This is a genomic window from Micromonospora sp. NPDC047521 (genome assembly GCF_055587305.1).
Window position 1 is genome coordinate 18,364 of record NZ_JBVJGN010000017.1, and the last position, 20,734, is coordinate 39,097.

A 20,734-nucleotide genomic window follows, 5' to 3' on the forward strand; every position below is an offset into this window, starting at 1 on the left:
GGATCACTCCCCATGGCCGGGCGGCCGGGTGGGTGGGCCGGCTCACCGCGCCCGCGCCAGCGTCACGCCGAACAACCCGTCCGGGTCGGTCCAGAACTCCGCCGCGGTGAACCCCGCCGCGCCCAACTCCGCGGCGATCCCCGCCGGACGGAACTTCGCCGACACCTCGGTCCGCAAATCCTCCCCCGCCGCGAACTCGACAGTCAGGTCCAGCACCCGCACGGTCATCGGCCGCGTGGCGCGCAACCGCATCTCGATCCACTCGTGCTCGGAATCCCAGAGAGCGACGTGCGCGAACGCCTCCGGGTCGAAGTCCGCCCCCAGCTCCCGGTTGATCACACGCAGCACGTTGCGGTTGAACTCGGCGGTCACCCCTGCCGCGTCGTCGTACGCGGGCACGACCACCGACGGGTCCTTCACCAGGTCGGTGCCGAGCAGCAGCCAGTCCCCGACCTCCAGAGCGGCGCGCATGGCGGCCAGGAACTCGGCCCGCTCGGCCGGCAACAGGTTGCCGATCGTGCCACCGAGGAACGCCACCAGGCGACGGCCGCCGGTCGGCAACCTGTCGAGCTGCCGGGTGAAGTCCCCGACGATGCCCCGCACCCGCAGGCCCGGGTAGTCCGCCGCGATCCGCGCGGTGGACCCCAGCAGCGCGCTCACCGACACGTCGAGCGGAACGAACGTGCCCAGCCCGCCCCGGCGGGTGAACGCGTCCAACAACAGCCGGGTCTTCTCCGACGAGCCCGAACCCAACTCGACAAGCGTCTTCGCGCCGGTCACCGCCGCGATGTCGGGGGCGTGCCGCGCCAGCACCGCCCGCTCGGCCCGGGTCGGGTAGTACTCGGGAAGACGGGTGATCTCCTCGAACAGCTCACTGCCCCGGGAGTCGTAGAACCACTTCGGCGGCAGCCACTTCGGCTCCGCGGTCAACCCGGTCCGGACGTCCTGACGCAGGCCACGCTCCACGTCCTGCTGCTCTAGGTAGATCTCCAGCGGTTCCGCAGTCATCGGCCCTGCCTCTCTGCTCAGTCAACACTCGCGTGCCCGACCGGTGCCGCTCACCGGACCGGCAGTGGGCGTACCCGCACCTCGTCCGCCGTGGCGGTTACCAGCTGCCCCTCGGGCACCGGCCGCCACCCCGGGTCGTCGTCGTGTGGCTCCGAGGCGAGCAGCACGGAGCCGTGCGCCGCGCGCACCGACAACGCGTGCCCGGCCACGCTGGCCACCACCGACCGCCCGTCGGTGAGCAGCAGGTTCAACCGGGACCCCGGCGCGGCCGCGGCCACGTCCGCCACCGTCTCGGCGACCGCCCGCGCCGGGTCGTCGCCGGCCCGCAGCCGATGCCGCACCAACGCCCACAGCAGGGCCGAGTCGGTGGCGGCATCCAGGGTCAGCAGGTCACGCACGGGCAGCGCGGCGGCGAGCGGCACCACCGCGTCCGGCCAACCCCGGATCACACCGTTGTGGCTGAACAGCCACCGGCCCTGCGCGAACGGCGCGGCGGCCCCGTCCTGCACCGCCATCCCGACGGTGGCCGAGCGCACCGCGGCGAGAACCGCGCCGGAGCGGGTCACCGCCGCGAGCTCCGCGATCGTCGGATCACTCCAGATCGGCTGGGCCCGCCGGTAGCGCACCGGCTCGCCGTCACCCGGATACCAGCCCACACCGAAACCGTCGGCGTTGATCGTGCCGCCGCCGCGCATGTCACGCGGCGCCCAGGACTGGCGCACCAGCGAGTACGCGGGCTCGAACAGCAGCTCGGCCAGGGTGACAGGTGGCCCCAGATAGGCCAGGTGGCGGCACATCAGCGCCACCGGTCAGCCGCGCGTCGCGTCACAGGCGCGACTCGTCCGGGCCGGCGTCCCGCGCACACCGGAAACCGCTGAAGATCTGCCGGCGGATCGGATAGTCCCAGTTGCGGAACGTGCCCCGGCAGGCCGACCGGTCCGTGCCGAACGAGCCGCCACGCAGCACCCGGTAGTCGTCGCCGAAGAAGACCTCCGAATACTCCCGGTACGGGAAGGCGGTGAACCCGGGATGCCCCCGAAAGGCAGTCGACGTCCACTCCCAGACGTCGCCGATGAGCTGGTGCACGCCCAGCGGCGAGGCGCCCGCCGGGTACGCGCCCACCGGAGCCGGCCGCAGGTGGCGTTGGTCCAGGTTGGCGTGCGCGGCCGTCGGCTCGTCGTCGCCCCACGGGTAGCGGCGCGAGCGCCCCGTCGCCGGATCCCACCGGGCAGCCTTCTCCCACTCCGCCTCGGTCGGCAGTCGCTTGCCGGCCCACGCCGCGTACGCCTGCGCCTCGTGGAAGCACACGTGCACCACCGGCTCGTCCGCCCGGACCCGGTCCCACCGGCCGAACCGCCGGTACGACCAGCCGTCGCCGTCGCGCCGCCAGTGCATCGGGGCCTCGAGCCGCTCCCCGACCCGGTGCGCCCAGCCGGCCGGGCTCCACCAGCGCCTGTCGGTGTAGCCGCCGTCGGCGATGAACGCCTCGTACTGGCCGTTGGTGACCGGGGCCGCGTCGATGACGTACGCGGGCAGGTCGACGCGGTGCGCGGGACGCTCGTTGTCCAGGGCCCACGGATCGGTGTCGGTGCCCATGGTGAACTCGCCGGCCGGGACCAGCACCTCCCCGCCGACGGACGCGGACGGCTCCGGTGGCGCCGGGGCGTGCAGCACCGCGGGCCCGGCGCGCAGCTGGTGGGTGGCGAGCATCGTCTCGTCGTGCTGCTGCTCGTGCTGGACGATCATGCCGAAGGCGAACCCGTCGGCCACCAACGGACGCTCGGTGAACCGCACCGTGTCGAGCAGGTCGTGCACCTTGTCCCGAACGGTGCCCAGGTAGGCGCGGGCCTCCGCGGGCGGCAGCAGGGGCAGCGCGGGCCGGTCGCGGCGGGGCTGCTTGAACGCGTCGTACAGCTCGTCGATGTCGCACCGGACCGGCTCGCGGCCCCCGACGTCCCGCACCAACCACAGCTCCTCCTGGTTGCCGACGTGCGCCAGGTCCCAGACCAGCGGCGACATCAGCGGCGAGTGCTGGCGCATCAGGTCGGCGTCGTCGACCACCTCGGTCAGCAGCGCGGTACGGGATCGGGCCCGGGCCAGCTCCGCCGCGATCCGGTCGCGCAGCCGCTCCCCGTCGGTGTGTCCCGTCGTCGTGCTCGCGGTCACCGGTCTCCCCTCTCCGCGGCGGTCAGCCGCCGCCGAACGCCTCGTGCGATGTCGTCGTGGATGTCGGCAGGCAGATCCAGAAGCGGCAGCCTGGTCAGGGCCAGGTCGAGCAACGCCGAGGCGGCGGCGGCCAGCGCCGCGTCGGCGAGCCCGTGCCGGGCGGCCGCGGACCAACGGTGCGCCACCGCGGCGGCGATCGTGTACGCGTCACGCGCCGTGCCCGGGTCGGCGAACAGGGCGGCCAGCACCGCCAACGGAAGCCGCCAGTCCCGCCCCGGCTGGGCGTCCAGGTACCGCAGTTCGAGGTAGCCGCGGGGACGCACCGGCGGGAACAGCGTGCTGACGTGGTAGTCGAGATCGTCGGTGGTGGGTGGGTGGGGCAGCGCCCCGTCGAGCCAGTCGGCGAACGTCACGCCGGGCGGGGCGGCCCAGTCCGGACCGTGCCGGCGCAGGCAGAGCAGCGGCGCCGCGAGCACGTACCGCGCCCAGGTGTTCCTCGGGTCCTCGTGGGCGTTCGCCGCCGTCCAGACCGGCCGGGTGCGGGACGGGTCGATGGCCAGCCACGCCGCCATCCGGGCCGAGGCCCAGCCGGTGCGCCGCCCGGCGTGCCGGGTGGCGGACGCGAATGCCGCGAGCAGCGGTGGGCCGACCGCGTGCGCGGCTGCCCACCGTGCGCAGACCTGGTCCGGTTCGCCGGCGTCGAGGCAGATCTGAAGGCCCGCGGTGCTGTACATCATGGTCCGGCCGGCCGGACCACGCCTGTCGAAGGCGCCGCGCATGGCGCGGTAACGGGGAGTTTCCACCACCGGGCGGGGCCGTCGGTGCGGGTCGATGCCGCTGCGGCCGAGGATCAGACCGGCGGCGGCCAACAGGTCGGTGACCTGGACGATGTCGGCCTCGGTGGCCTCGATCAGCGCGGCGGTGGAGGAGCGCGGCGGGGTGGAGATCTCCAGTTGGCCACCCGGCTCCAGCGTCACCGTGCCGCCGTGTCGCAGCGGCTCGGCCGAGCTTGTCGCGTCCAGGGTGACGGGGCTGTGCCGTCCGAGCGCCGCCCTGAGCCGCGTCGGAGTGACAGGGCGGGCGGGATCGGCGGCGTCGTGCACGGTCCATTCCAGTTCGACGCCGGTGTGGGTGGGTGGGCCGGTCTTGAAGCAGATCCGGGCGAGATGTCGCACTGCGGCGGCGGACTCGCGCAGAATCGCGCTGCGGTCCAGCTCGGGTGACGTGACCAACTGTCGTGCCCCCTCTCCGTGTGCCGACTTCGGGACACGGTGCCACCGTAAACCCGCCCACCGACAGCGTCGGGGCGTCCGCGGCGCCACCAACCCCTGTCTAACAGACGAATTTCCGGCCCGCAGGGCGGAACGAACCGCGATCCTCAGTCCCGGACGGGATGCTCCGTCGGCGGATCTGACAGCTTGACCTTCGCCGACTCGGACGGCTTCGACTTCGGCTTCGACTTCGGCTTCGTCGGCGTAGCCGCCGGTGTCCTGGTCGGTGCCGGCCCGGGCAGCAGCCGCTGGCAGTACGGCCCGACCTGGGCCGCCCCACCCGCGGCGGTCACGAGCTTCTGGAAGCCGGGCGTCCGCAGCGCCTTCTCCCGCTGGTCGGGCTTCTTGGCCTGCCAGGCGCGGCACAGCCCGTGCAGTTGACCGGCGGGTGCCGCCCCGGACGGGGTGGCGCCGGTGGCCGACGGCGCACCAGGTGTCGCCCGATCGGGCACAGCTCCCCGGTCGCCGGAGGGCCTCGCCCCGGCGTCGGTGGGGCTCGGCCGGGGACTGCTCGGCGCCTGCGGCGGCGACGGGTCGGGTGGCTGGTCGAGCGTGACGGCGGCGAAGGCGACGCCCGCCGTGGCGGTGGCCGCCAGCGCGCCGACCCAGGCCACCGCGCCGGTGGTCAGCCGGCGCCGGCGCGACCGGCGGGACACGGTGGGCTGCGGGTCGGCCCGGGCGGCCCGGAAGGCGGCAAGTGCCGCCTGCTCACCGGCCAGCTCCCCGGGCCGGGCCGGGGCGGCAGCGGCGGCGAGGAGGTTGGCCAGCGGGTCGGGAGCGGCCGTGGGCGCGTGCTGAGGCGCCGGCGGCGCGGCGGCGCGGGCGGCGTCGAGCAGCCGTTCGGTCTCGGCGCGGTCGGCCCACCGGTCGGGCCGGTTCGGGTTCATCCGGAATCCCCTCACGTCAGCCATCCGCCGACTCGGCGTGTGTCCGACCTGACAGCCCTCGCGGACGGGGCGGCTGCGCGATCGTCCCGCCGTCGACCGACGACACGCCGTCGTCGACACCGACCGGCGACGCGGCGCCATCTCCGCCGACGGGTGGCGGGACGGTCCGGGCGCTCGGTGTGCCGGCGACGGCCGGATCCGGGCGTTCCAGGAGGGCCGCGAGACGGCGCAGGCCGCGGTGCGCGGCGGTGCGCACCGCGCCGGCGCGGCGACCGAGCACCTGACCCGCGGATTCCGCGTCCAGGCCGATCACCGCCCGCAGCAGGACGGCCTCCGCCTCCCGGGGCGGCAGGGTGGCGATCAACGCCAACGCCGACTCGGTGCCGATCGTCTCCCCGGCCCGCTCGGCGGTGTCCGCGTCGCTGGCCAGGTCGACGAGGGCCTGCACCGGCACCGGCAGCGACGGTCGACGGCGCAGCTTGCGCAGGTGGTCCATGGCCCGGTTACGGGCGATGGTGACGGTCCAGGCCCGGAACTCCCCGCCGGTGAAGCTGGGCAGGTCACGGGAGATCTGCAGCCAGGTCTCCGACGCGACGTCCTCGGCGTCCCCGCCCACCAGGGCGGTCAGGTAGCGCAGCAGCCCGGGCTGAAGGCTGCGGTAGAGAAAGCGGAACGCCTCCTCGTCTCCAGCCTGCGCCGCGGTGACCGCGTCGGACAGTTCGGCGGTCATCGGTGGCCCGCGGATCGCCGCGCCGCGTTCGATGAGGTGTGACGTGCCGGCTCGACCAGCATCCGCACCCGCACCGCCCTCCACCGACTTCTGGTCATGCCACGGCCGAGGTCGTCTCGGCCGGGGGTCTGGGCCGGCGCGATGACGGTCGGCTCCCGACGGGTGACCCGCCGTGGCCGCCGAGCGGGGCCCGAGCCGCGCTAACGCTAGGAGCGGACCCACCGGGCGACAAGTCGGCACCACGTCACGGAAGAGTGACAATTGTCAAACCGCTGAATCGGCGCGTCCCCGTAACGGCCGGCGGCCGGCAGACGCTCCCCGTACGCGCGGCTGGGCATGAGCATTCCTCGACACAGGCCAGCGTCCACCCGTCGACCTTCCATGACGCCGGGCTACCAGCCCGTCACGGAACGGCGATCCCCACCCAGGTCACACCCCGGGACGGGCCGTCCGGCGGGACGCCCGCAGCGCGCCGTTCCGCGCCACTCTAGGTACGGTAATGCTGTGTTGTCATCGGAGGTCGTGCTCAGCGGGCGGTACCGCCTGGACGAACGTGTCGCCACCGGCGGCATGGGCGACGTCTGGCGCGCCTCGGACCTGGTCCTGGGCCGACAGGTGGCGGTGAAGGTCCTGCTGCCGGCGCTGGTCTCCGACCCCGACTTCATCGCCCGCTTCCGGGCCGAGGCGCGGATCATGGCGGCGCTGCGGCACCCGGGCATCGTGCAGGTGTACGACTGCGGCGAGGACGACCTGCCCGACGGCGGCCGGGCCGACTACCTGGTCATGGAGTTCGTCGACGGTGAGCCGTTGTCCAAGCGGATCGAGGCGGCCGGCCGGCTCGACGTCTCCGAGACGATGTCGATCGTGGCCCAGGCGGCCCACGCGCTGAACGCGGCGCACCGTGGCGGCATCGTGCACCGCGACGTCAAGCCGAGCAACCTGCTGGTGCAGGAGGACGGCACCGTCGTCCTGGTCGACTTCGGCGTGGCCCGCTCCACGAACGTCACGAGCATCACCAGCACCAACGCGGTGCCCGGCACCGCCCTCTACATGGCGCCCGAGCAGGCCGCCGGCCGACCGGTCAGCGGGGCCACCGACATCTACGCCCTGGGCGCCGTCGCCTACTGCTGCCTCACCGGCGGTCCACCGTTCACCGGCGACAACCCGCTCCAGGTCGCCGTGCGCCACCTCGACGACGAGCCGCCGGAGCTGCCGCACGAGATCCCGGAGGCGGTCCGCGCCCTGGTCTCGCGGGCACTGGCCAAGGATCCTCTCGACCGTTTCAGCAGTGGCGCGGCGATGGCCGAGGCGGCCCGCACGGCGGTGACCGGCGGCGAACCGCCCACCGCCATGGCGTCGTCCGTTCCGTTGCGGGACGCCGGGCCGGGCACCCGCACCGACGTGCCGGTCGGCGCGGGCGTGGCCCCGGCGGGTCGTCGACGCGGCCGGCGGGGCGCGTTGGTCGGCGCGGCGGCGACGGTGCTGGTGGCGGTCACCGCGCTGGTGGCAGCCCTTGGCGCGACGAAGAACGCGGACGCCCCGGCGGTCAAGTTGCCCACCACCTCCCCGACCGTGGCACCGACCGGCCAGGTGGAGGTGCCGGCCGGGAACGAGCAGGTCACCGAGGACTCGGCCCGCCCGAACCGGCCGAACGCTCCCGCGACCAGTCCGTCGGCCCCGGTCAGCGCGACGCCGAGCATCCAGCCGAGCCAGACGACCACCCCGCCGACACCGACGGCGACGGCGACCACCTCGGCTCCGACAAGCGGTCCGACGACCGCCACCCCGAGCGACCCGACGACGGGCCCGACGACCCCCACGACCCCGCCGGTGACGGACCCGGACGACCCGACGAACGACTGAACGGGCGGTCCGACCGGGCCCCCACCAGCACCGATATCACCAAAACGGACTTACGTCGTCGACTACCACTCTAGGCTCGCAGCAGGTCATTTCCACCATCTGCCGCGGGAGCCCGGGTGAGCGCTGAGAAGCTGGTCGTGATCGGCCAGGGGTACGTCGGACTGCCGCTGGCCATGCGCGCCGTCGAGGCAGGTCTGGACGTGATCGGCCTCGACGTCGACACCGACCGGGTCAAGCGGCTCGCCTCCGGCGAGTCGTTCGTCGAGGACATCCCCACCGACCGGCTGGGCCGGGCGTTGGGCAGCGGGCGGTACCGTCCCAGCTCCGACTACGCCGACGCCGAGGGCTTCGACGTCTGCGTCATCACCGTTCCCACGCCGCTGCGCGACGGCACCCCCGACCTGAGCTTCGTCGAGCAGGCAGGCGTCGGCATCGGCAGGTACGTGCGGCCGGGCTGCACGGTGATCCTGGAGTCCACCACCTACCCGGGCACCACCGAGGAGCTGCTGCGTCCGCTTCTGGAGTCGGCCAGCGGGCTGCACAGCCCCGGCGACTTCCACCTCGGCTACAGCCCGGAGCGGATCGACCCGGGCAACCCGACCTGGCGGCTGGAGAACACGCCGAAGGTGGTGTCCGGCGTGGACCCGACGTCGCTGGCCCGGGTGGACGGCTTCTACAGGCGTCTGGTGGAGCGCACCGTGCCGGTGGACTCCACTCAGGTCGCCGAGCTGACCAAGCTGATCGAGAACACCTTCCGGCAGGTCAACATCGCGCTGATCAACGAGCTGACGATGCTCTCGCACCCGTTGAACATCGACGTCTGGCAGGCGATCGAGGCCGCCGAGACGAAGCCGTTCGGTTTCCTGCCGTTCAAGCCCGGCCCGGGCGTCGGCGGGCACTGTCTGCCGATCGACCCGTGTTACCTGTCCTGGCAGGTCAAGCGCCGCCTCGGCCGGCAGTTCCGGTTCATCGAGCTGGCCAACGACGTCAACCACGAGATGCCCGAGCACGTCGCCCAACGGATCATGGCCGGGCTGAACCGGACCGGCCGCGCCGTCAGTGGCGCCCGGCTGCTGCTGCTCGGTCTGGCGTACAAGAAGAACACGGGTGACATGCGGGACTCCCCCGCGGTCGACGTGGCCCGCCGGCTCCAGGACCTCGGCGCCGAGGTCCACGCCGTCGAGCCGTACGCCGAGCCGCACCAGATTCCCGCCGGCGTGACAGTGGTCGGCCTGACCGAGCGGGAGGTGCGGGCCGCCGACGCGGTGGTGGTCGTCACCGACCACGACAGCTTCGACTACGACCTGGTGGTCGAGCACGCCCGCTACGTCTTCGACACCCGCAACAGGTGCTCCGGCCCGGTGGTCGAGCGCCTGTAGACCCGGCACCGCTGGCCGGTCCCGCCGCCGGGGAAGACGGCGGGGCCGGCCGGCGGATGTCCGCCCGGACGGTGCGACGCCGCATGCCGGCGCAGGGGCCGGGTCCGCCGAGCACGGTCGCAGCCCGGCCGGCTCACTGGTCGGCGAGGGCCTCGACGACGGGCCGGGACAGCGCCCGACGGGCAGGCAGCACCGAGGCGAGCAGGGCGGCCAGCACCGCCACGCCGAGGATCAGCCCGAGCTGGCCGAACGGCAGCACCACGTGAAAGTCCCCGCCGAGACGGTCCAGCAGGGCCATCGCGGCGACGCTGACCCCGGTGCCCAGCCCGATCCCGAGCACCGCGCCGACCAGCGCCATCAGCACTGCCTCCGCCGCGAGCATGGCCCGCATCCGCCCCCGGGTCATGCCGACCGCCCGCAGCACCGCGTTCTCCCGGGTGCGTTCGACCACCGAGAGGCTCAGCGTGTTCGCCACACCTACCAGTGCGATCACCACGGCAAGGCCGAGCAGCGCGGTGACGAACGCCAGAAGCATGTCGACGGTGCCGGTGAGCATCTTCTTGTACGCGCCCTGGTCCATCAGGTTGACCGTCGGGTAGCCGGCCAGCACCTGCGCGATCGCGTCCCGCGCCCGGTCGACGTCGACGCCGGCGGCGGGGTCGATCTCGGCCAGGAAGCCGCGCCGGTCGGGAAAGAGCGCGGCGAAGTCCGCGTCGGCCATGTCGATGACGTGTCCGGCCGGCGCGTCGATGGCGACCATGGCCGGCCTGTCGTCGGTCACCACGGCGGCCACCTGGAACCCCCGCCCCTTGACGGTGACAGGTGAGCCGACAGTCCAACCGTTGGCCCGCGCCAACTCCTCGTGCACCAGCACCCGCCCCGGTCCGAGCCGGCCCGCGTCGCCGGAGAGCACGCCGGTGATGGTCCGGCCGACCAGGGCCGGGTGGGCGGCGCGGACCTCGATGTCGGCGGTGACCGCGCTGCGCTGTTCGTGCACCACACCCAACTCGGGGCGGGCGGCCAGCTCGCCGGTGAGCGCGGCGGGAAGGTCCTGTCCGATCCCGCTGACCACGAAATCGGTGCCGATCTCGGCGTCCACGCTGCGTTCGATGCCGTCCTTGGTGCTGCGGGCACCCACCACGAACGCCGACACCAGTCCGATTCCGATCACCAGGGCGGTAGCCGTGGCGGCGATCCGGCGCGGGTTACGTACCGCGTTCGCCACCGCCAGGGTCGCTGTCGTGCCGACCAGCCGCCGCAGCGGCCAGCCGAACACCCGGACCAGCGCCGGGACGAGCACCGGTCCGAACAGGACGATCCCGAAGAAGGCAAGCACGCCGCCGGCGGCCACCAGCACCAGTTGACCGACGCCGGCGGCACCGGCCAGCGCGGCGACGCCGGCGCCCAGCACGACCGCGCCGAGCGCCAGCCGGAGCCGGCCCGCTCCCCGGCCGGGCTGCACGGCGGCGTCGGTCAACGCGGCCACCGGCGGGACCCGCGTCCCCCGCCACGCCGGGAGAAGGGCGGCGCCCACGGTCAGGACGGTGCCCAGCAGCAGGGCGGTCACCACCGTCGAACCGGTCACCCGCAACCCACCGGAGACCGGCACGTCCAGGCGGATCAGCAGCAGTCGCATCCCAGCGGCGAGGGCCACCCCGAACAGCACCCCGAGCGCCGAGGCGACCACCCCGAGCACCGCCGACTCCAGCAGCGCCGACCGGAAGACCTGCCCACGGGTCGCGCCGACCAGGCGCAGCAGGGCGATCCGTCGGGTGCGCTGCGCCAGCACGATGGCGAAGGTGTTGGCGATCACGAAACCGGCCACCACCACGGCGACCGCCACGAAGATCATCAGCAGCATGGTGAACTGGGTCAGGTCACGGACCGCCTCGTCCACGGCGTCGTCGAGGATCTGCTGGCGATCCTTCACAGTGGTGCCAGCGCCGGCCACGGCACGTACCCGCTCGGCGAGCGCGCCCGCCGGCACACCCGGCCGCGCCGCCACCATGATCCGGTCGTAGCCGGACTCCCCGGTCACGGCGAGGGCGTCCGTCCCGACCAGACCGATGAACGGACCGCCGATGTCACGCGCCGTGCCGGCCACGTCGACGGTACCGACCAGGGTGTACGGGCGGGCCGGACCACCGGTGCCGCCGACCCGCACCGGGCCGCCGAGCGTGAAACCCTCCTTCGCCACCGTGTCGGTGTCCAGCACCACCTCGCCGGCGCGGTCGGGCAGCCGTCCGGAAATCACGTCGTACGAGCGCAGCGCGGCCTCGGTCGGGATGGCGGCGAGCACGGCGTAGCCGAGCACCGGTCGGCCGTCGGCGCCCACCACACCGCCGGTGCCGGTCAGCTCCCCGCCCGCGGCCGCCACCCCGTCGGCCTCCCGGACCCGGTCCAGCAGAGCGGTGGGCAGCGACCGTTCGCCGGTGGCGTACACGGCCAGGTCGGTGTGCCTGTCGAAGGTGCCGGCCCGCTCGTACGCCCCCGCGCGCATCCCGTCCACGAGGATCAGGGTGCCCGCGACGAACGCGACACCGAGCACGACTGCCAGCGCGGAGAGCAACATGCGCAGCGCCTCGGCACGCAGCGAGCGCAGGGTCAGGCGGATCATGCGGGACTCCCGGGAGGCGGTACGGATCGGACCCCTCCGACGCTATGGCCGGCACCGGTCAGTCGATCTCCACCTGCGCGCTAGACGTCTGTGCGCCCCGGGTCGCGGTACCCCCGCCGACCGGTACGACCCAGGTCGTACGCGGACTCATCCGCCGGGCGTGACCAGCCCGCTCTCGTACGCCAGCACCACCGCCTGGACCCGGTCGCGCAGCTGGAGCTTCGCCAGGATCCGGCCGACGTGGGTCTTCACGGTCGCCTCGGCCACGTGCACCCGCGCGGCGATCTCCGCGTTGGACAGTCCCTGCGCGACGAGCAGCAGCACCTCGCGTTCCCGCTCGGTGAGCTGCGCCAGCCGGGGGTCGACTGTCGGGCCGGTGCCGAGCTGCCCGGCGAACCGGTCCAGCAGCCGCCGGGTGATCGACGGCGCCACCACCGAGTCACCCTGGGCGACGACACGGATCGCGGCCAGCAGCTCCTCCGGCGGGACGTTCTTGAGCAGGAAACCGCTCGCCCCGGCCTGGAGGGCGGCGAACGCGTCCGCCTCGGTGTCGAAGGTGGTGAGCACCAGCACCCGGGGCGGACCGGCGGGCCGGTCGGCGCAGAGCCGGCGGGTGGCCTCCACCCCGTCCATGGTCGGCATCCGGATGTCCATCACCACCACGTCGGCCTCGGTACGGGCCAGCACCCGCAGGGCGTCCGCGCCGTCGATGGCCTCCCCGACCACCTCCAGGTCGGCCTGCGAGTCCAGCACCATCCGGAACCCGGCGCGCACCAGCGCCTGGTCGTCCACGATCACCACGCGGATCGTCATGCCGCGATCACCTCCGTTGCGGGACCCGACGGTAGCGGTAGCCGTGCCTCGAGCTGCCAGCCCCCGCCCGTCCGGGGGCCGGCGGTGAGGCTGCCGTCGTACACGGTCACCCGCTCGCGCATGCCGAGCAGGCCGTGACCGCCGGACGGCGCCGGGCTGACCACCGGACGGCCGCGGCCGTCGTCGGCGGCCCGGACCACGACGGCGTCGGGGGTGTACGCCAGGGACAGGTCGACGTGGGCGCCGACGCCCGCGTGTTTGAGCGCGTTGGTCAGCGCCTCCTGGACGACCCGGTAGACGGTCAGCTCCAACCCCGGCGGCAGGGCCGGCGCGTCGCCGGTGACGGTGTGCCGGATGCTCAGCCCGGCGTCGCGGAACCGGGCCAGCAGGTCGGTGAGGTCGGCCAGGGCCAGCCTGCGGTGCTCCGGGTCGGCGGGTACCGCCGAGTCGCCGGCGCCGGTGGGACCCGCGTCGCGCAGGACACCCACCAGCCGGCGCATCTCCTCCAGGGCCTGCCGGCCGGTGTCGGCGACCACCTTCACCGCCGTGCGGGCCTGCTCCGGGTCGCGGTCCAGCATGAACCGCGCCCCGTCCGCCTGCACGATCATCACGGCCATGCTGTGCGCCACCACGTCGTGCAGCTCCCGGGCGATACGGGTGCGTTCCTCGGCGACGGCGGCGCGGGACTCGGCCTCCCGCTCGCGTTCCAGGGTGGTGGCCCGCTCCTCCAGGGTGAGCACGTAGAGCCGGCGGGTGCGCACGTTCAACGCGACAAGCCAGACCGCGCCGGTGACCAGCGCGTACCACAGCGCGGTCACCCACCACATGACGACGCCGGGGGTCTGCGCGGCGGCGAGCAGCACGCCCACTGCGGCGACGCCGCCGGCGAGCACCCCGTCGCGCAGCCGCCGGCCGTACTTCACCACGCTGTAGAGGGTGATCAGGACGGCGACGTCGTAGACGAGCGGGCCCCACCGGGCGATCACCTGGACCATGGCCAGCGCCGCGACGACCACCGTCACCGCACCCGGGTGGGTACGCCGGAACAGCAGCGCCACGGCCATCGCCACCCCGACCAGGGTGGCCGCCCAGCCGCCGGGCTGATTCACCGCCGCGGTCAGGCTGACGAGCGCCACGAGGGCGGAGACGGCCACGTCGAAGGCGACGCCGCGCAGCGGGCGACCGAACACGGTGCGTCTCACGATCAGCCAGCGTACGTGCCGGGCGGCCCGTGGCCCGTCGCGTGCCCGGTCCGGTCGGGTGGTTCCGCGCCGGCGGCGGGCGCGCCGGTGGGGCCGGTCACCCGCGCGGGGGCGGCCACCACGATCACCGCGAGACTGTGCCAGCGTGGGCAGACGTGAAGACCGCCGCCCCGCCCGAGCCCGCCGTGCGCTGGCGTCCGCACCCGCTCGACCTGGTGGCTGTCGTCCTCGCGGTGGTCGGGGTCGCCTGCGCGCTGAGCGGGCTGCTGCCCCGCACGGAGACCACCGCCACCCTGCACCGGATCCTGCCGCTGCTGCTCTTCCTCGGCACCGTGATCGTGCTCGCCGAGCTGACCGCCGTGGCCGGTGTCTTCGACGTGCTCGCCAGCCGGCTGGCCATCGCGTCGCGGGGCAGCTGGGTGGCGCTGTTCCTGCTGTGCGGCGCGCTGGCCACGGTGACCACCCTCGTGCTCAACCTCGACACCACAGCCGTGCTGCTCACCCCGGTGCTGCTCGCGTTGGCCCGCACCCTGCGCGTCCCGGCGGCCCCCCTGGCGGTCACCACGGTCTGGCTGGCCAACACCGCCAGCCTGCTGCTGCCGGTGTCCAACCTGACCAACCTGCTCGCCGCGGACCGGGTCGGTCTGGCGCCCCTGGCGTACGCGCAAAGGATGGCGCTGCCGCAACTCGCCGCCGTGGCGGTCACCATGGCGTTGCTCTGGTACGGCTGGTGGCGGCGCGACAGCCCGGCCGGGGGGCGTTTCGTCCCGCCGGCCCGGCATGTTCCGGCCGACCCGGTGCTGCACCGCACCGCGCTCGGCGGCTGCCTGCTCTTCGTCGCAGGCATCCTCGCCGGGGTGGAGATCGGGCTGGCCTCCAGCGTGGCGCTCGCTGTGGTGCTGCTCGGCTTCGTGGTCCGCTCCCCCGGCACGCTGCGTCCGGGCCTGGTGCCGGTACGGCTGCTGCTCTTCGTCGTCGGCCTGTTCCTGGTGGTGCAGACCCTCGGTCGGCACGGGCTGGACGACCTGGTGGGCGGCCTGCTCGGTGCCGACGGCGGAGCGTTGGGCGCGGTGCGGGCCGGCGGCACCGGCGCGCTGCTCGCCAACGCGGTGAACAACCTGCCCGCCTACCTGGCCGGCGAGTCGGTGCTGCCGGTGGCCGACCACACCCGCCTGCTGGCCCTGCTGATCGGCACCAACGTGGGCCCGCTGGCCGCCCCCTGGGCGTCGCTGGCCACCCTGCTGTGGTTCGAGCGGTGCCGGGCGGCCGGGGTGACGGTGCCGGTGACCCGGTTCGTGCTGACCAGCACGCTGCTCGCGGTCACCGGCACGCTCGCGGCGGTCGGGGCGCTGCTGCTGGTGAGCTGAGCGCCGACCGCTGTCGGCGGGGTCGGACCTGGCGGTGCCCGGCCGGGCGTCAGCGCCGCGCGGGGCGCGGTCCGACCAGCCGGCGGACCATCGGCGCGGCGTTCCACTTCGCGGCCCCGACCAGGTCGCGGGCATGCTCCAGGACTGTGTAGTCGGGGCGGCTCAACCCGTCGGCGATGGCCCGGTCCAGGTCGTTGCCGCATCGGCTGAGCACCGTGTCGAAGTCGCGGCGCACGGGTTCCAGCAGGTCGTAGCCGAACGCGCGGTGCAGCCGGGCGAAGAGCGGCTTGTACAGCCGCACCCGCTCGTGCAGCCCCGACGAGTACGACATGGGGTGTTTCGGTCGCCGCAGGATGTAGTCCGGCAGCACGTCGGCGAACGCCCGCCGGACGATCCACTTCTCCTGCCCGTGGCGCAGTTTCAGCCCCAGCGGCAGTCGCATCGCCAGTTCCACGACGCTGAGGTCGAGGAACGGCACCCGCGCCTCCACGCCGTGCCCCATGGCGGCCCGGTCGACCCGCTGCAACTCGGTGCGGCACAGGTTGCGGATCCGGTGCAGGAACAGGCGCCGGGCGTCGGTCGGGCCGACCCGGTGGTACATCGGGTACCCGCCGAACAGCTCGTCCGAGCCGTCGCCGGTGAGCACCACCTTGATGCCCAGCTGACCCAACCGCCGGAAGATCGGCACCGAGACCACCGCGTTGATGATGTCGCCGTACTCGGTCAGCTCCGAGATGCGGATGGCCTCGCGCACGTCGGCGAGCCGGATGTCGCGCGGGCGCAGCTCGACCACGACGTGCGGCACGTCGAGGTCCGCGGCGAGCCGCCGCGCGTACGCCACGTCGGGGCTGTCCGGCACACCCACGGTCACCGCGACGCAGTCCGGGTGCAGGTCCCGTACCTGGCGCAGGGTCACCGAGCTGTCCAGCCCACCGGAGAGGACCACACCGACGGTGAGGTCGGTGTCCACCCGCATGCGGATGGCGTCGCTCAGCGCGGCACGGACGAGCAGGGCGGCCTCGTCCGGGTCGTCGATGACCGGCAGGCCCTCGCCGATGGTGAGCAGGTCGACGTACGGCCGCAGCCGCACGTGTCCGTCGGTCTCCGCCCACCCGTGGTGCCCGGGCGGCACCTCGCTGATCGGGGCGCGGTGCCCGACGAGCGCCTTGACCTCGGAGGCGAGGTGCAGGCAGCCGGGCCGGCGGGACCAGTACAGCGGCTTCACGCCGAGCGGATCGCGGGCGAGGTAGACCCGGCCGGTGGCGCGTTCGACGACGGCGAAGGCGTACTCGCCGCGCAGCCGCGTGACCGCCGCCTCACCCCACTGCTGGAAGGCGGCGAGCAGCACCTCGGTGTCGCTCTCGGTGCGAAAGACCCGCCCGAGGCGGGTGAGCTGCGCGCGCAGCTCCCGATGGTTGAAGATCTCGCCGTTGAAGCAGAGCAGCAGGCGTTCGTCGGCGGAGGTCCAGGGCTGCTCCGCCCGGTCCCGGTCGACGACCCGCAGCCGGCGGGTGCCGGCGAGCAGCCCGTTCTCGGCCCGGGTCTCGGTGACCTCGCCACGGGGCGCGAGGACGGCGAGCATCCGCCGGAACGTCGCCGGGTCGGCCTCGGGGCCGATGCTCAACGCGATGCCGCACATCGGCTCAGATCCCCATCTCGGCCTCGTACGCCCGGCGCAGACGACGCCGGGCGGTTGGCGCGAGGCACAGGTGCCAGGCCTGCCCCTCGTCGATCACGTTGATCTCGCCGGCCTCCTGCCGGGCCAGCAGCAACTCGCCGAGAGCGTCCCGCGCGCCGAAGCGCTCGAACCAGGCCAGCTCGACGTCGGCCGAGTAGCCGAGGCAGTGCCCGCTGGGCAGCATCGCGGCGTACCCCAGGCGGCGCAGCCGGTACTGGTGCTCGGCGCTGCGGACCAGGCTGGTCACCCACAGCGGTGGGGTGGCCGGCGGCGCCGCCGCCGCGAACTCGCGGGCGATGTCGTTGAGCAGGGCCACCACCTCGCGGCGGGCGCGGCGGAACAGCAGTCCGGCGGTGCGGGGCGTGGCGTCCGGTCGCAGCCGGCGGCGCAGTCCCCGCGCGGCGCGACCGAGCGCGGTGGCGGGCTGATCCTGGTACCGGAAACGCAGCAGGTCCCGGCGGCGCAGCCACTCCAGGTCGACCAGGTCGGTGCTGCCGTTGACCTGGTCGTCGGTGACGAACGTCGGGGCGTCCTGCCACCAGAAGACGTCGACGCGCGAGAGCAGGTAGATCCGGACCAGCGCGGTGAGGTCCCGCGCGGAGGTGCGCTCGTTCGGCTGGTAGCGGGCCATCTCCAGCAGCAGCGTCTCGCGGGCGCCGATCAGCCCCTGCGGGGTGGCGTCCAGGACCGCGGCGAGCGCCGGTTCGCGCAGCCGCTCGTCGATGAGCACCTGCCGTGCCCGGGTGCTCGCCGCGTCGGCCAGGGCGCCCACCTCCACCAGCAGCTCGGCGACGGCGGCCCGGTAGGCGGCCAGGTCGGGCGCGGCGGCGGGCAGTCGGCGTGGGGCGGTGCCCAGGGGCCGCCGGCGGGCCGGGGCGGTGGGCGACACGGGCGAACCGGGCTGCTGTCCCGGACTACGGCTGGGCACTCGCATGACGGTCCCTTTCTCCGGTCACGACACCTGTGGTTCGCCCTGAAACACACCGTAATCATCGGGACCGGAATGGACCGAACAATCCTCCTATCTACCCTCGAACGGGCCGATGTCGCGCGCGCCGTCGGGCACCGTCAGTCGCCGTCCGCGGGCACCAGCGCCTGCACCTCGCCGTACGACGGCAGCTTGCGCGGCGCGGCCGGGCCACCGTCGCGTACCCCGTCGACGGCGGCGAGCGCGGCGCCAAGCGCGGCACGGAACAGCAGCGAGCCGGTGCTGACCCGGGCCACCCCGGCGGCGCCCAGTTCGTCCAGGCCCGGCCCGCCCGGCTGGTACAGCGCGTTCACCGGCGCGTCGATCCGTTCGGTCAGCAGCCGCAGCGTCGCCAGGTCGACGGCGCCGGGCACGAAGATCCCGTCGGCGCCGGCGGCCCGGTAGGCACGCGCCCGGGCCAGGGTCTGCGCCAGCGGGTCGTCCACCCCGAGCCACCACGTGTCGGTGCGGGCGTTGACGAACAGGCCCGGGACCGCCGCCCTGACCGCCGCCACCTTGTCGGCGACGCACTTCGGGTCGGCCAGGGTGCCGTCGGCACGCCCGTCCTCCAGGTTGATGCCCACCACGCCGAGCCCGGCCAGCTCGGCCACGTATCCGGCGACCTCCGCCGGGTCGTCGCTGAATCCGCCTTCGATGTCGACGGTGAGCAGCACCGGCACTGTGGCGAGGCGGCGGGCCAGGGTGAGGGTCTCGGCGGCGGTGGCGCCGGTCCCGTCGGGGAGACCGGCGGCGGCGGCGACCCCGAGGCTGGTGGTGCCGATCGCCGGGTGGCCGCGCGCCGCGAGCGCCGCCGCCGAGGCGTGGTCCCAGGCGTTCGGCAGCAGCAGGGGTCGGCCGGCGTGGTGCAGGGCGCGGAACGCCGCGACATGGTCGGTCATCGAACGCTCACCTCCAGGTTCGTCGGGACGCGCAGGGTCGGGTGCGGCTCGTGGTCCAGGTCGGCCCGGGCGCGGCGGCAGCGTTCCCGCAGCACGTCGAACACCCCGACCGCGAGGGCCAGGGCATGCCTGTCGCCGGGGCAACCGCGCTCCCCCGCGCCGAAGGTCAGCGGTCCGGCACCGGGCCGGCCGGGCCGGAACGAGTCAGGATCGGTGAACACCTCCGGGTCACGGTTCGCGGCGTCGAACCGCAGCAGCACCTGACTGCCCGGCGGCAGGTCCCGGCCACCCAGCCGTACCGCGGCGGTGGTGACCCGTCGGGTGGCCCGTACCGGCGGGTCGAGCCGCAGCACCTCGGCCAGCAGGTCGGCGCCGCCCACCCGCGCCGTCGCCCGCAGGGCCGGCGGGGTGAGCAGGTGGTGTGCGGCGGCGCCGATCAGGCCGGCTGTCGCGTCGCAGGCCTGGACCAGGAGGCCGATCAGGTTCGCCCGTACCTGCGCCGGGCCCGGCGGCGAGAGCGCCAGCAGCGCCGCCACCGCACCGTCCGCGCGCCGCAGCAGGGCCGGGTCAACCCCCGGGTGGTACGCGGCGGCGACGACCGCGACCGCCGTACCGGCGGCTACCGGATCGGCGAGACCGAGCCGGGCGGCCAGCACCCGCAGCGGTACCGGACGGGCCAGTTCGGCCATCACGTCGACCCGACCGCCGGCCCGGTCGAGCGCGGCGGCTGTCATGTCGGCCGCCTCGCGCCGCAGCTCGTCCGGGTCCAGCGTGGCAAGCGCCGCCACGCCGATCGCCCGACGCTCGGCGTGCCGGTGCGGCGGGCTGAAGCGGCTCACGGTGGCACGCAGCCAGGCGAGCGTGCCCGGCGGGCCGGCGTCGACGGCCGGCACCACGACTGCCGGATCGGTCAGGGCAGCTCGGACGTCGGCGTACCGGGTCACGCGCCAACCGCTGTCCGGGGCGAACGTGGGCGGCCCACACGCGGGCGTTGCGGCGGCGGGCGGTACGACGGGCCAGGCATCGGTCATCGTTCGACAGTAGGTGCGTGACCGTTCGGTCCCCACCGAACAGTCAGCGCCTCGCGGCCACGGTCCGCGCCCGGTCGGCGGGGCGGAGGACGAACGCCGGCGCAGGAGTCAGGCGCGGCCGCCGGTGGGCTGCGGCGCCGGGGTGGGAGCGAGGGTGTGCTCGGCGACGACCAGGGTCTCGGCCAGGGCGGACCGGCCGGCAGGGGTGACGCGGACGACGCGACCGGTCCCTGGGGTGATCCAGCCCAGCTCGGTGAAGCGACGGCAGAGCGCCGCCCCGAGCGCCCCGGCCAGGTGCGCCCGGCGCTCGGTCCAGTCCAGGCAGTCGCGGACCACCTGACGCCTGCCGCTGCGCAGCGCCTCCACGGGTACGCCCAGCCCGGCGGCCCACGCCCATCCGTCGGGCGTCAGCGTCAACCCGCTGGCCCGGTCCAGTCGGCCGTCGGCAAGCAGCGCGTCGTACATGCGCACGCCCAGCCGTCCGGCGAGGTGGTCGTAGCAGGTCCGGGCGTACGCCAGGGCGGCGCCGGCGGTGACGGCCCGCAGCGACCCGGTCGGCGCGGGTGCGGCCGGGGCGTGCCCCACCAGGCTCTCGATCAGCTGGGCCACCGTCGGCCCGGCCAGGCGCACGTAGCGGTGCCGGCCCTGGCGCTCCTCGACCAGCAGCCCACCCCGGACGAGGCGGGTGAGGTGGTCGCTGGCGGTCGACGGCGCGACTCCGGCCCGCCGGGCCAGCTCCCCTGCTGTCCAGGCGCGGCCGTCGAGCAGCGCGAGGCAGATGCCGGCCCGGGTGCCGTCGGCCAGCAGGGCGGCCAGCTCGGCCAGGCCCCGGCCCTCGGTGACAGCGCTCATCGTC

17 protein-coding genes are annotated in these 20,734 nt (G+C 74.4%); 3 read left to right on the forward strand and 14 right to left on the reverse strand.

The window, feature by feature from the left end:
- Positions 1-42 precede the first annotated feature (42 nt).
- The 6 genes from egtD to ACZ6N8_RS27505 all read right to left on the reverse strand — a co-directional run bounded on the left by egtD (position 43) and on the right by ACZ6N8_RS27505 (position 6,062).
- The gene (egtD, locus tag ACZ6N8_RS27480) at positions 43-1,008 is read right to left on the reverse strand and encodes an L-histidine N(alpha)-methyltransferase (RefSeq protein WP_466013483.1); all 966 of its coding nucleotides are present in this window, start codon (positions 1,006-1,008) and stop codon (positions 43-45) included.
- A gap of 50 nt (positions 1,009-1,058) precedes the next feature.
- Positions 1,059-1,805 (reverse strand): ergothioneine biosynthesis protein EgtC, encoded by a 747-nt coding sequence (egtC, locus tag ACZ6N8_RS27485; RefSeq protein ID WP_466013485.1) that lies wholly within the window; start codon positions 1,803-1,805, stop codon positions 1,059-1,061.
- Positions 1,806-1,833: 28 nt separating this feature from the next.
- Positions 1,834-3,174: an ergothioneine biosynthesis protein EgtB gene (gene egtB, locus ACZ6N8_RS27490; RefSeq protein ID WP_466013487.1), complete on the reverse strand. Its 1,341-nt coding sequence runs from the start codon at positions 3,172-3,174 to the stop codon at positions 1,834-1,836.
- Positions 3,171-4,406, reverse strand: a complete 1,236-nt coding sequence (egtA, locus tag ACZ6N8_RS27495; protein WP_466013489.1) for an ergothioneine biosynthesis glutamate--cysteine ligase EgtA — start codon at positions 4,404-4,406, stop codon at positions 3,171-3,173. Before egtA ends, egtB begins: the two co-directional genes overlap by 4 nt.
- A 146-nt stretch (positions 4,407-4,552) precedes the next feature.
- Complete coding sequence (locus ACZ6N8_RS27500; RefSeq protein WP_466013491.1) at positions 4,553-5,332, reverse strand: hypothetical protein; 780 nt, start codon at positions 5,330-5,332, stop codon at positions 4,553-4,555.
- A gap of 16 nt (positions 5,333-5,348) precedes the next feature.
- Complete coding sequence (locus ACZ6N8_RS27505) at positions 5,349-6,062, reverse strand: RNA polymerase sigma factor (RefSeq protein ID WP_466013493.1); 714 nt, start codon at positions 6,060-6,062, stop codon at positions 5,349-5,351.
- Positions 6,063-6,566: 504 nt separating this feature from the next.
- On the opposite strand from ACZ6N8_RS27505, the gene ACZ6N8_RS27510 reads away from it, so the two are divergent.
- Together ACZ6N8_RS27510 and ACZ6N8_RS27515 are read left to right on the forward strand one after the other, a co-directional pair.
- A complete protein-coding gene (locus ACZ6N8_RS27510) occupies positions 6,567-7,925 on the forward strand; it encodes a serine/threonine-protein kinase (protein WP_466013495.1) in 1,359 nt (452 codons plus the stop codon).
- A 116-nt stretch (positions 7,926-8,041) separates the two neighbouring features.
- Positions 8,042-9,304 carry a nucleotide sugar dehydrogenase gene (locus tag ACZ6N8_RS27515; protein ID WP_466013497.1) on the forward strand — a complete coding sequence of 421 codons (1,263 nt, stop codon included), beginning with the start codon at positions 8,042-8,044 and terminating at the stop codon, positions 9,302-9,304.
- Positions 9,305-9,437: 133 nt separating this feature from the next.
- Here ACZ6N8_RS27515 and ACZ6N8_RS27520 read toward each other — a convergent pair whose 3' ends face one another.
- The 3 genes from ACZ6N8_RS27520 to ACZ6N8_RS27530 all read right to left on the reverse strand — a co-directional run bounded on the left by ACZ6N8_RS27520 (position 9,438) and on the right by ACZ6N8_RS27530 (position 13,942).
- Positions 9,438-11,921 carry an ABC transporter permease gene (locus tag ACZ6N8_RS27520; protein ID WP_466013499.1) on the reverse strand — a complete coding sequence of 828 codons (2,484 nt, stop codon included), beginning with the start codon at positions 11,919-11,921 and terminating at the stop codon, positions 9,438-9,440.
- A 147-nt stretch (positions 11,922-12,068) separates the two neighbouring features.
- Positions 12,069-12,734 (reverse strand): response regulator transcription factor, encoded by a 666-nt coding sequence (locus tag ACZ6N8_RS27525; RefSeq protein ID WP_364364793.1) that lies wholly within the window; start codon positions 12,732-12,734, stop codon positions 12,069-12,071.
- Entirely contained in the window at positions 12,731-13,942 is a 1,212-nt protein-coding gene (locus ACZ6N8_RS27530; protein WP_466013607.1) for a sensor histidine kinase, read from the reverse strand. The genes ACZ6N8_RS27525 and ACZ6N8_RS27530 overlap by 4 nt, the downstream gene beginning before the upstream one ends.
- 149 nt (positions 13,943-14,091) lie before the next feature.
- Between ACZ6N8_RS27530 and ACZ6N8_RS27535 the strand changes: the two genes are divergently transcribed.
- The gene (locus ACZ6N8_RS27535; protein ID WP_466013501.1) at positions 14,092-15,303 is read left to right on the forward strand and encodes an ArsB/NhaD family transporter; all 1,212 of its coding nucleotides are present in this window, start codon (positions 14,092-14,094) and stop codon (positions 15,301-15,303) included.
- A gap of 49 nt (positions 15,304-15,352) precedes the next feature.
- Here the strand turns inward: ACZ6N8_RS27535 and ACZ6N8_RS27540 are convergent, their stop codons facing one another.
- From ACZ6N8_RS27540 to ACZ6N8_RS27560, 5 genes are all read right to left on the reverse strand, one after another.
- Complete coding sequence (locus ACZ6N8_RS27540; RefSeq protein ID WP_466013502.1) at positions 15,353-16,942, reverse strand: asparagine synthetase B family protein; 1,590 nt, start codon at positions 16,940-16,942, stop codon at positions 15,353-15,355.
- A gap of 4 nt (positions 16,943-16,946) precedes the next feature.
- Positions 16,947-17,915, reverse strand: a complete 969-nt coding sequence (locus ACZ6N8_RS27545; protein ID WP_466013504.1) for a DUF5715 family protein — start codon at positions 17,913-17,915, stop codon at positions 16,947-16,949.
- A gap of 134 nt (positions 17,916-18,049) precedes the next feature.
- Positions 18,050-18,847, reverse strand: a complete 798-nt coding sequence (locus ACZ6N8_RS27550; RefSeq protein ID WP_466013506.1) for an isocitrate lyase/PEP mutase family protein — start codon at positions 18,845-18,847, stop codon at positions 18,050-18,052.
- Positions 18,844-19,878 (reverse strand): cytochrome P450, encoded by a 1,035-nt coding sequence (locus ACZ6N8_RS27555; protein WP_466013508.1) that lies wholly within the window; start codon positions 19,876-19,878, stop codon positions 18,844-18,846. Before ACZ6N8_RS27555 ends, ACZ6N8_RS27550 begins: the two co-directional genes overlap by 4 nt.
- Before the next feature lie 108 nt (positions 19,879-19,986).
- Positions 19,987-20,730, reverse strand: coding sequence for an ArsR/SmtB family transcription factor (locus tag ACZ6N8_RS27560; protein ID WP_466013510.1), 744 nt, complete (start codon positions 20,728-20,730; stop codon positions 19,987-19,989).
- Positions 20,731-20,734: the final 4 nt, after the last annotated feature.

Coding starts and splice junctions, on each gene's coding strand:
- egtD (WP_466013483.1), bottom strand. CDS start 1,008: ATGACTGCGGAACCGCTGGAGATCTACCTAGAGCAGCAGGACGTGGAG.
- egtC (WP_466013485.1), bottom strand. CDS start 1,805: ATGTGCCGCCACCTGGCCTATCTGGGGCCACCTGTCACCCTGGCCGAG.
- ACZ6N8_RS27500 (WP_466013491.1), bottom strand. CDS start 5,332: ATGAACCCGAACCGGCCCGACCGGTGGGCCGACCGCGCCGAGACCGAA.
- ACZ6N8_RS27505 (WP_466013493.1), bottom strand. CDS start 6,062: ATGACCGCCGAACTGTCCGACGCGGTCACCGCGGCGCAGGCTGGAGAC.
- ACZ6N8_RS27520 (WP_466013499.1), bottom strand. CDS start 11,921: ATGATCCGCCTGACCCTGCGCTCGCTGCGTGCCGAGGCGCTGCGCATG.
- ACZ6N8_RS27525 (WP_364364793.1), bottom strand. CDS start 12,734: ATGACGATCCGCGTGGTGATCGTGGACGACCAGGCGCTGGTGCGCGCC.
- ACZ6N8_RS27540 (WP_466013502.1), bottom strand. CDS start 16,942: ATGTGCGGCATCGCGTTGAGCATCGGCCCCGAGGCCGACCCGGCGACG.
- ACZ6N8_RS27545 (WP_466013504.1), bottom strand. CDS start 17,915: ATGCGAGTGCCCAGCCGTAGTCCGGGACAGCAGCCCGGTTCGCCCGTG.
- ACZ6N8_RS27550 (WP_466013506.1), bottom strand. CDS start 18,847: ATGACCGACCATGTCGCGGCGTTCCGCGCCCTGCACCACGCCGGCCGA.
- ACZ6N8_RS27555 (WP_466013508.1), bottom strand. CDS start 19,878: ATGACCGATGCCTGGCCCGTCGTACCGCCCGCCGCCGCAACGCCCGCG.
- ACZ6N8_RS27560 (WP_466013510.1), bottom strand. CDS start 20,730: ATGAGCGCTGTCACCGAGGGCCGGGGCCTGGCCGAGCTGGCCGCCCTG.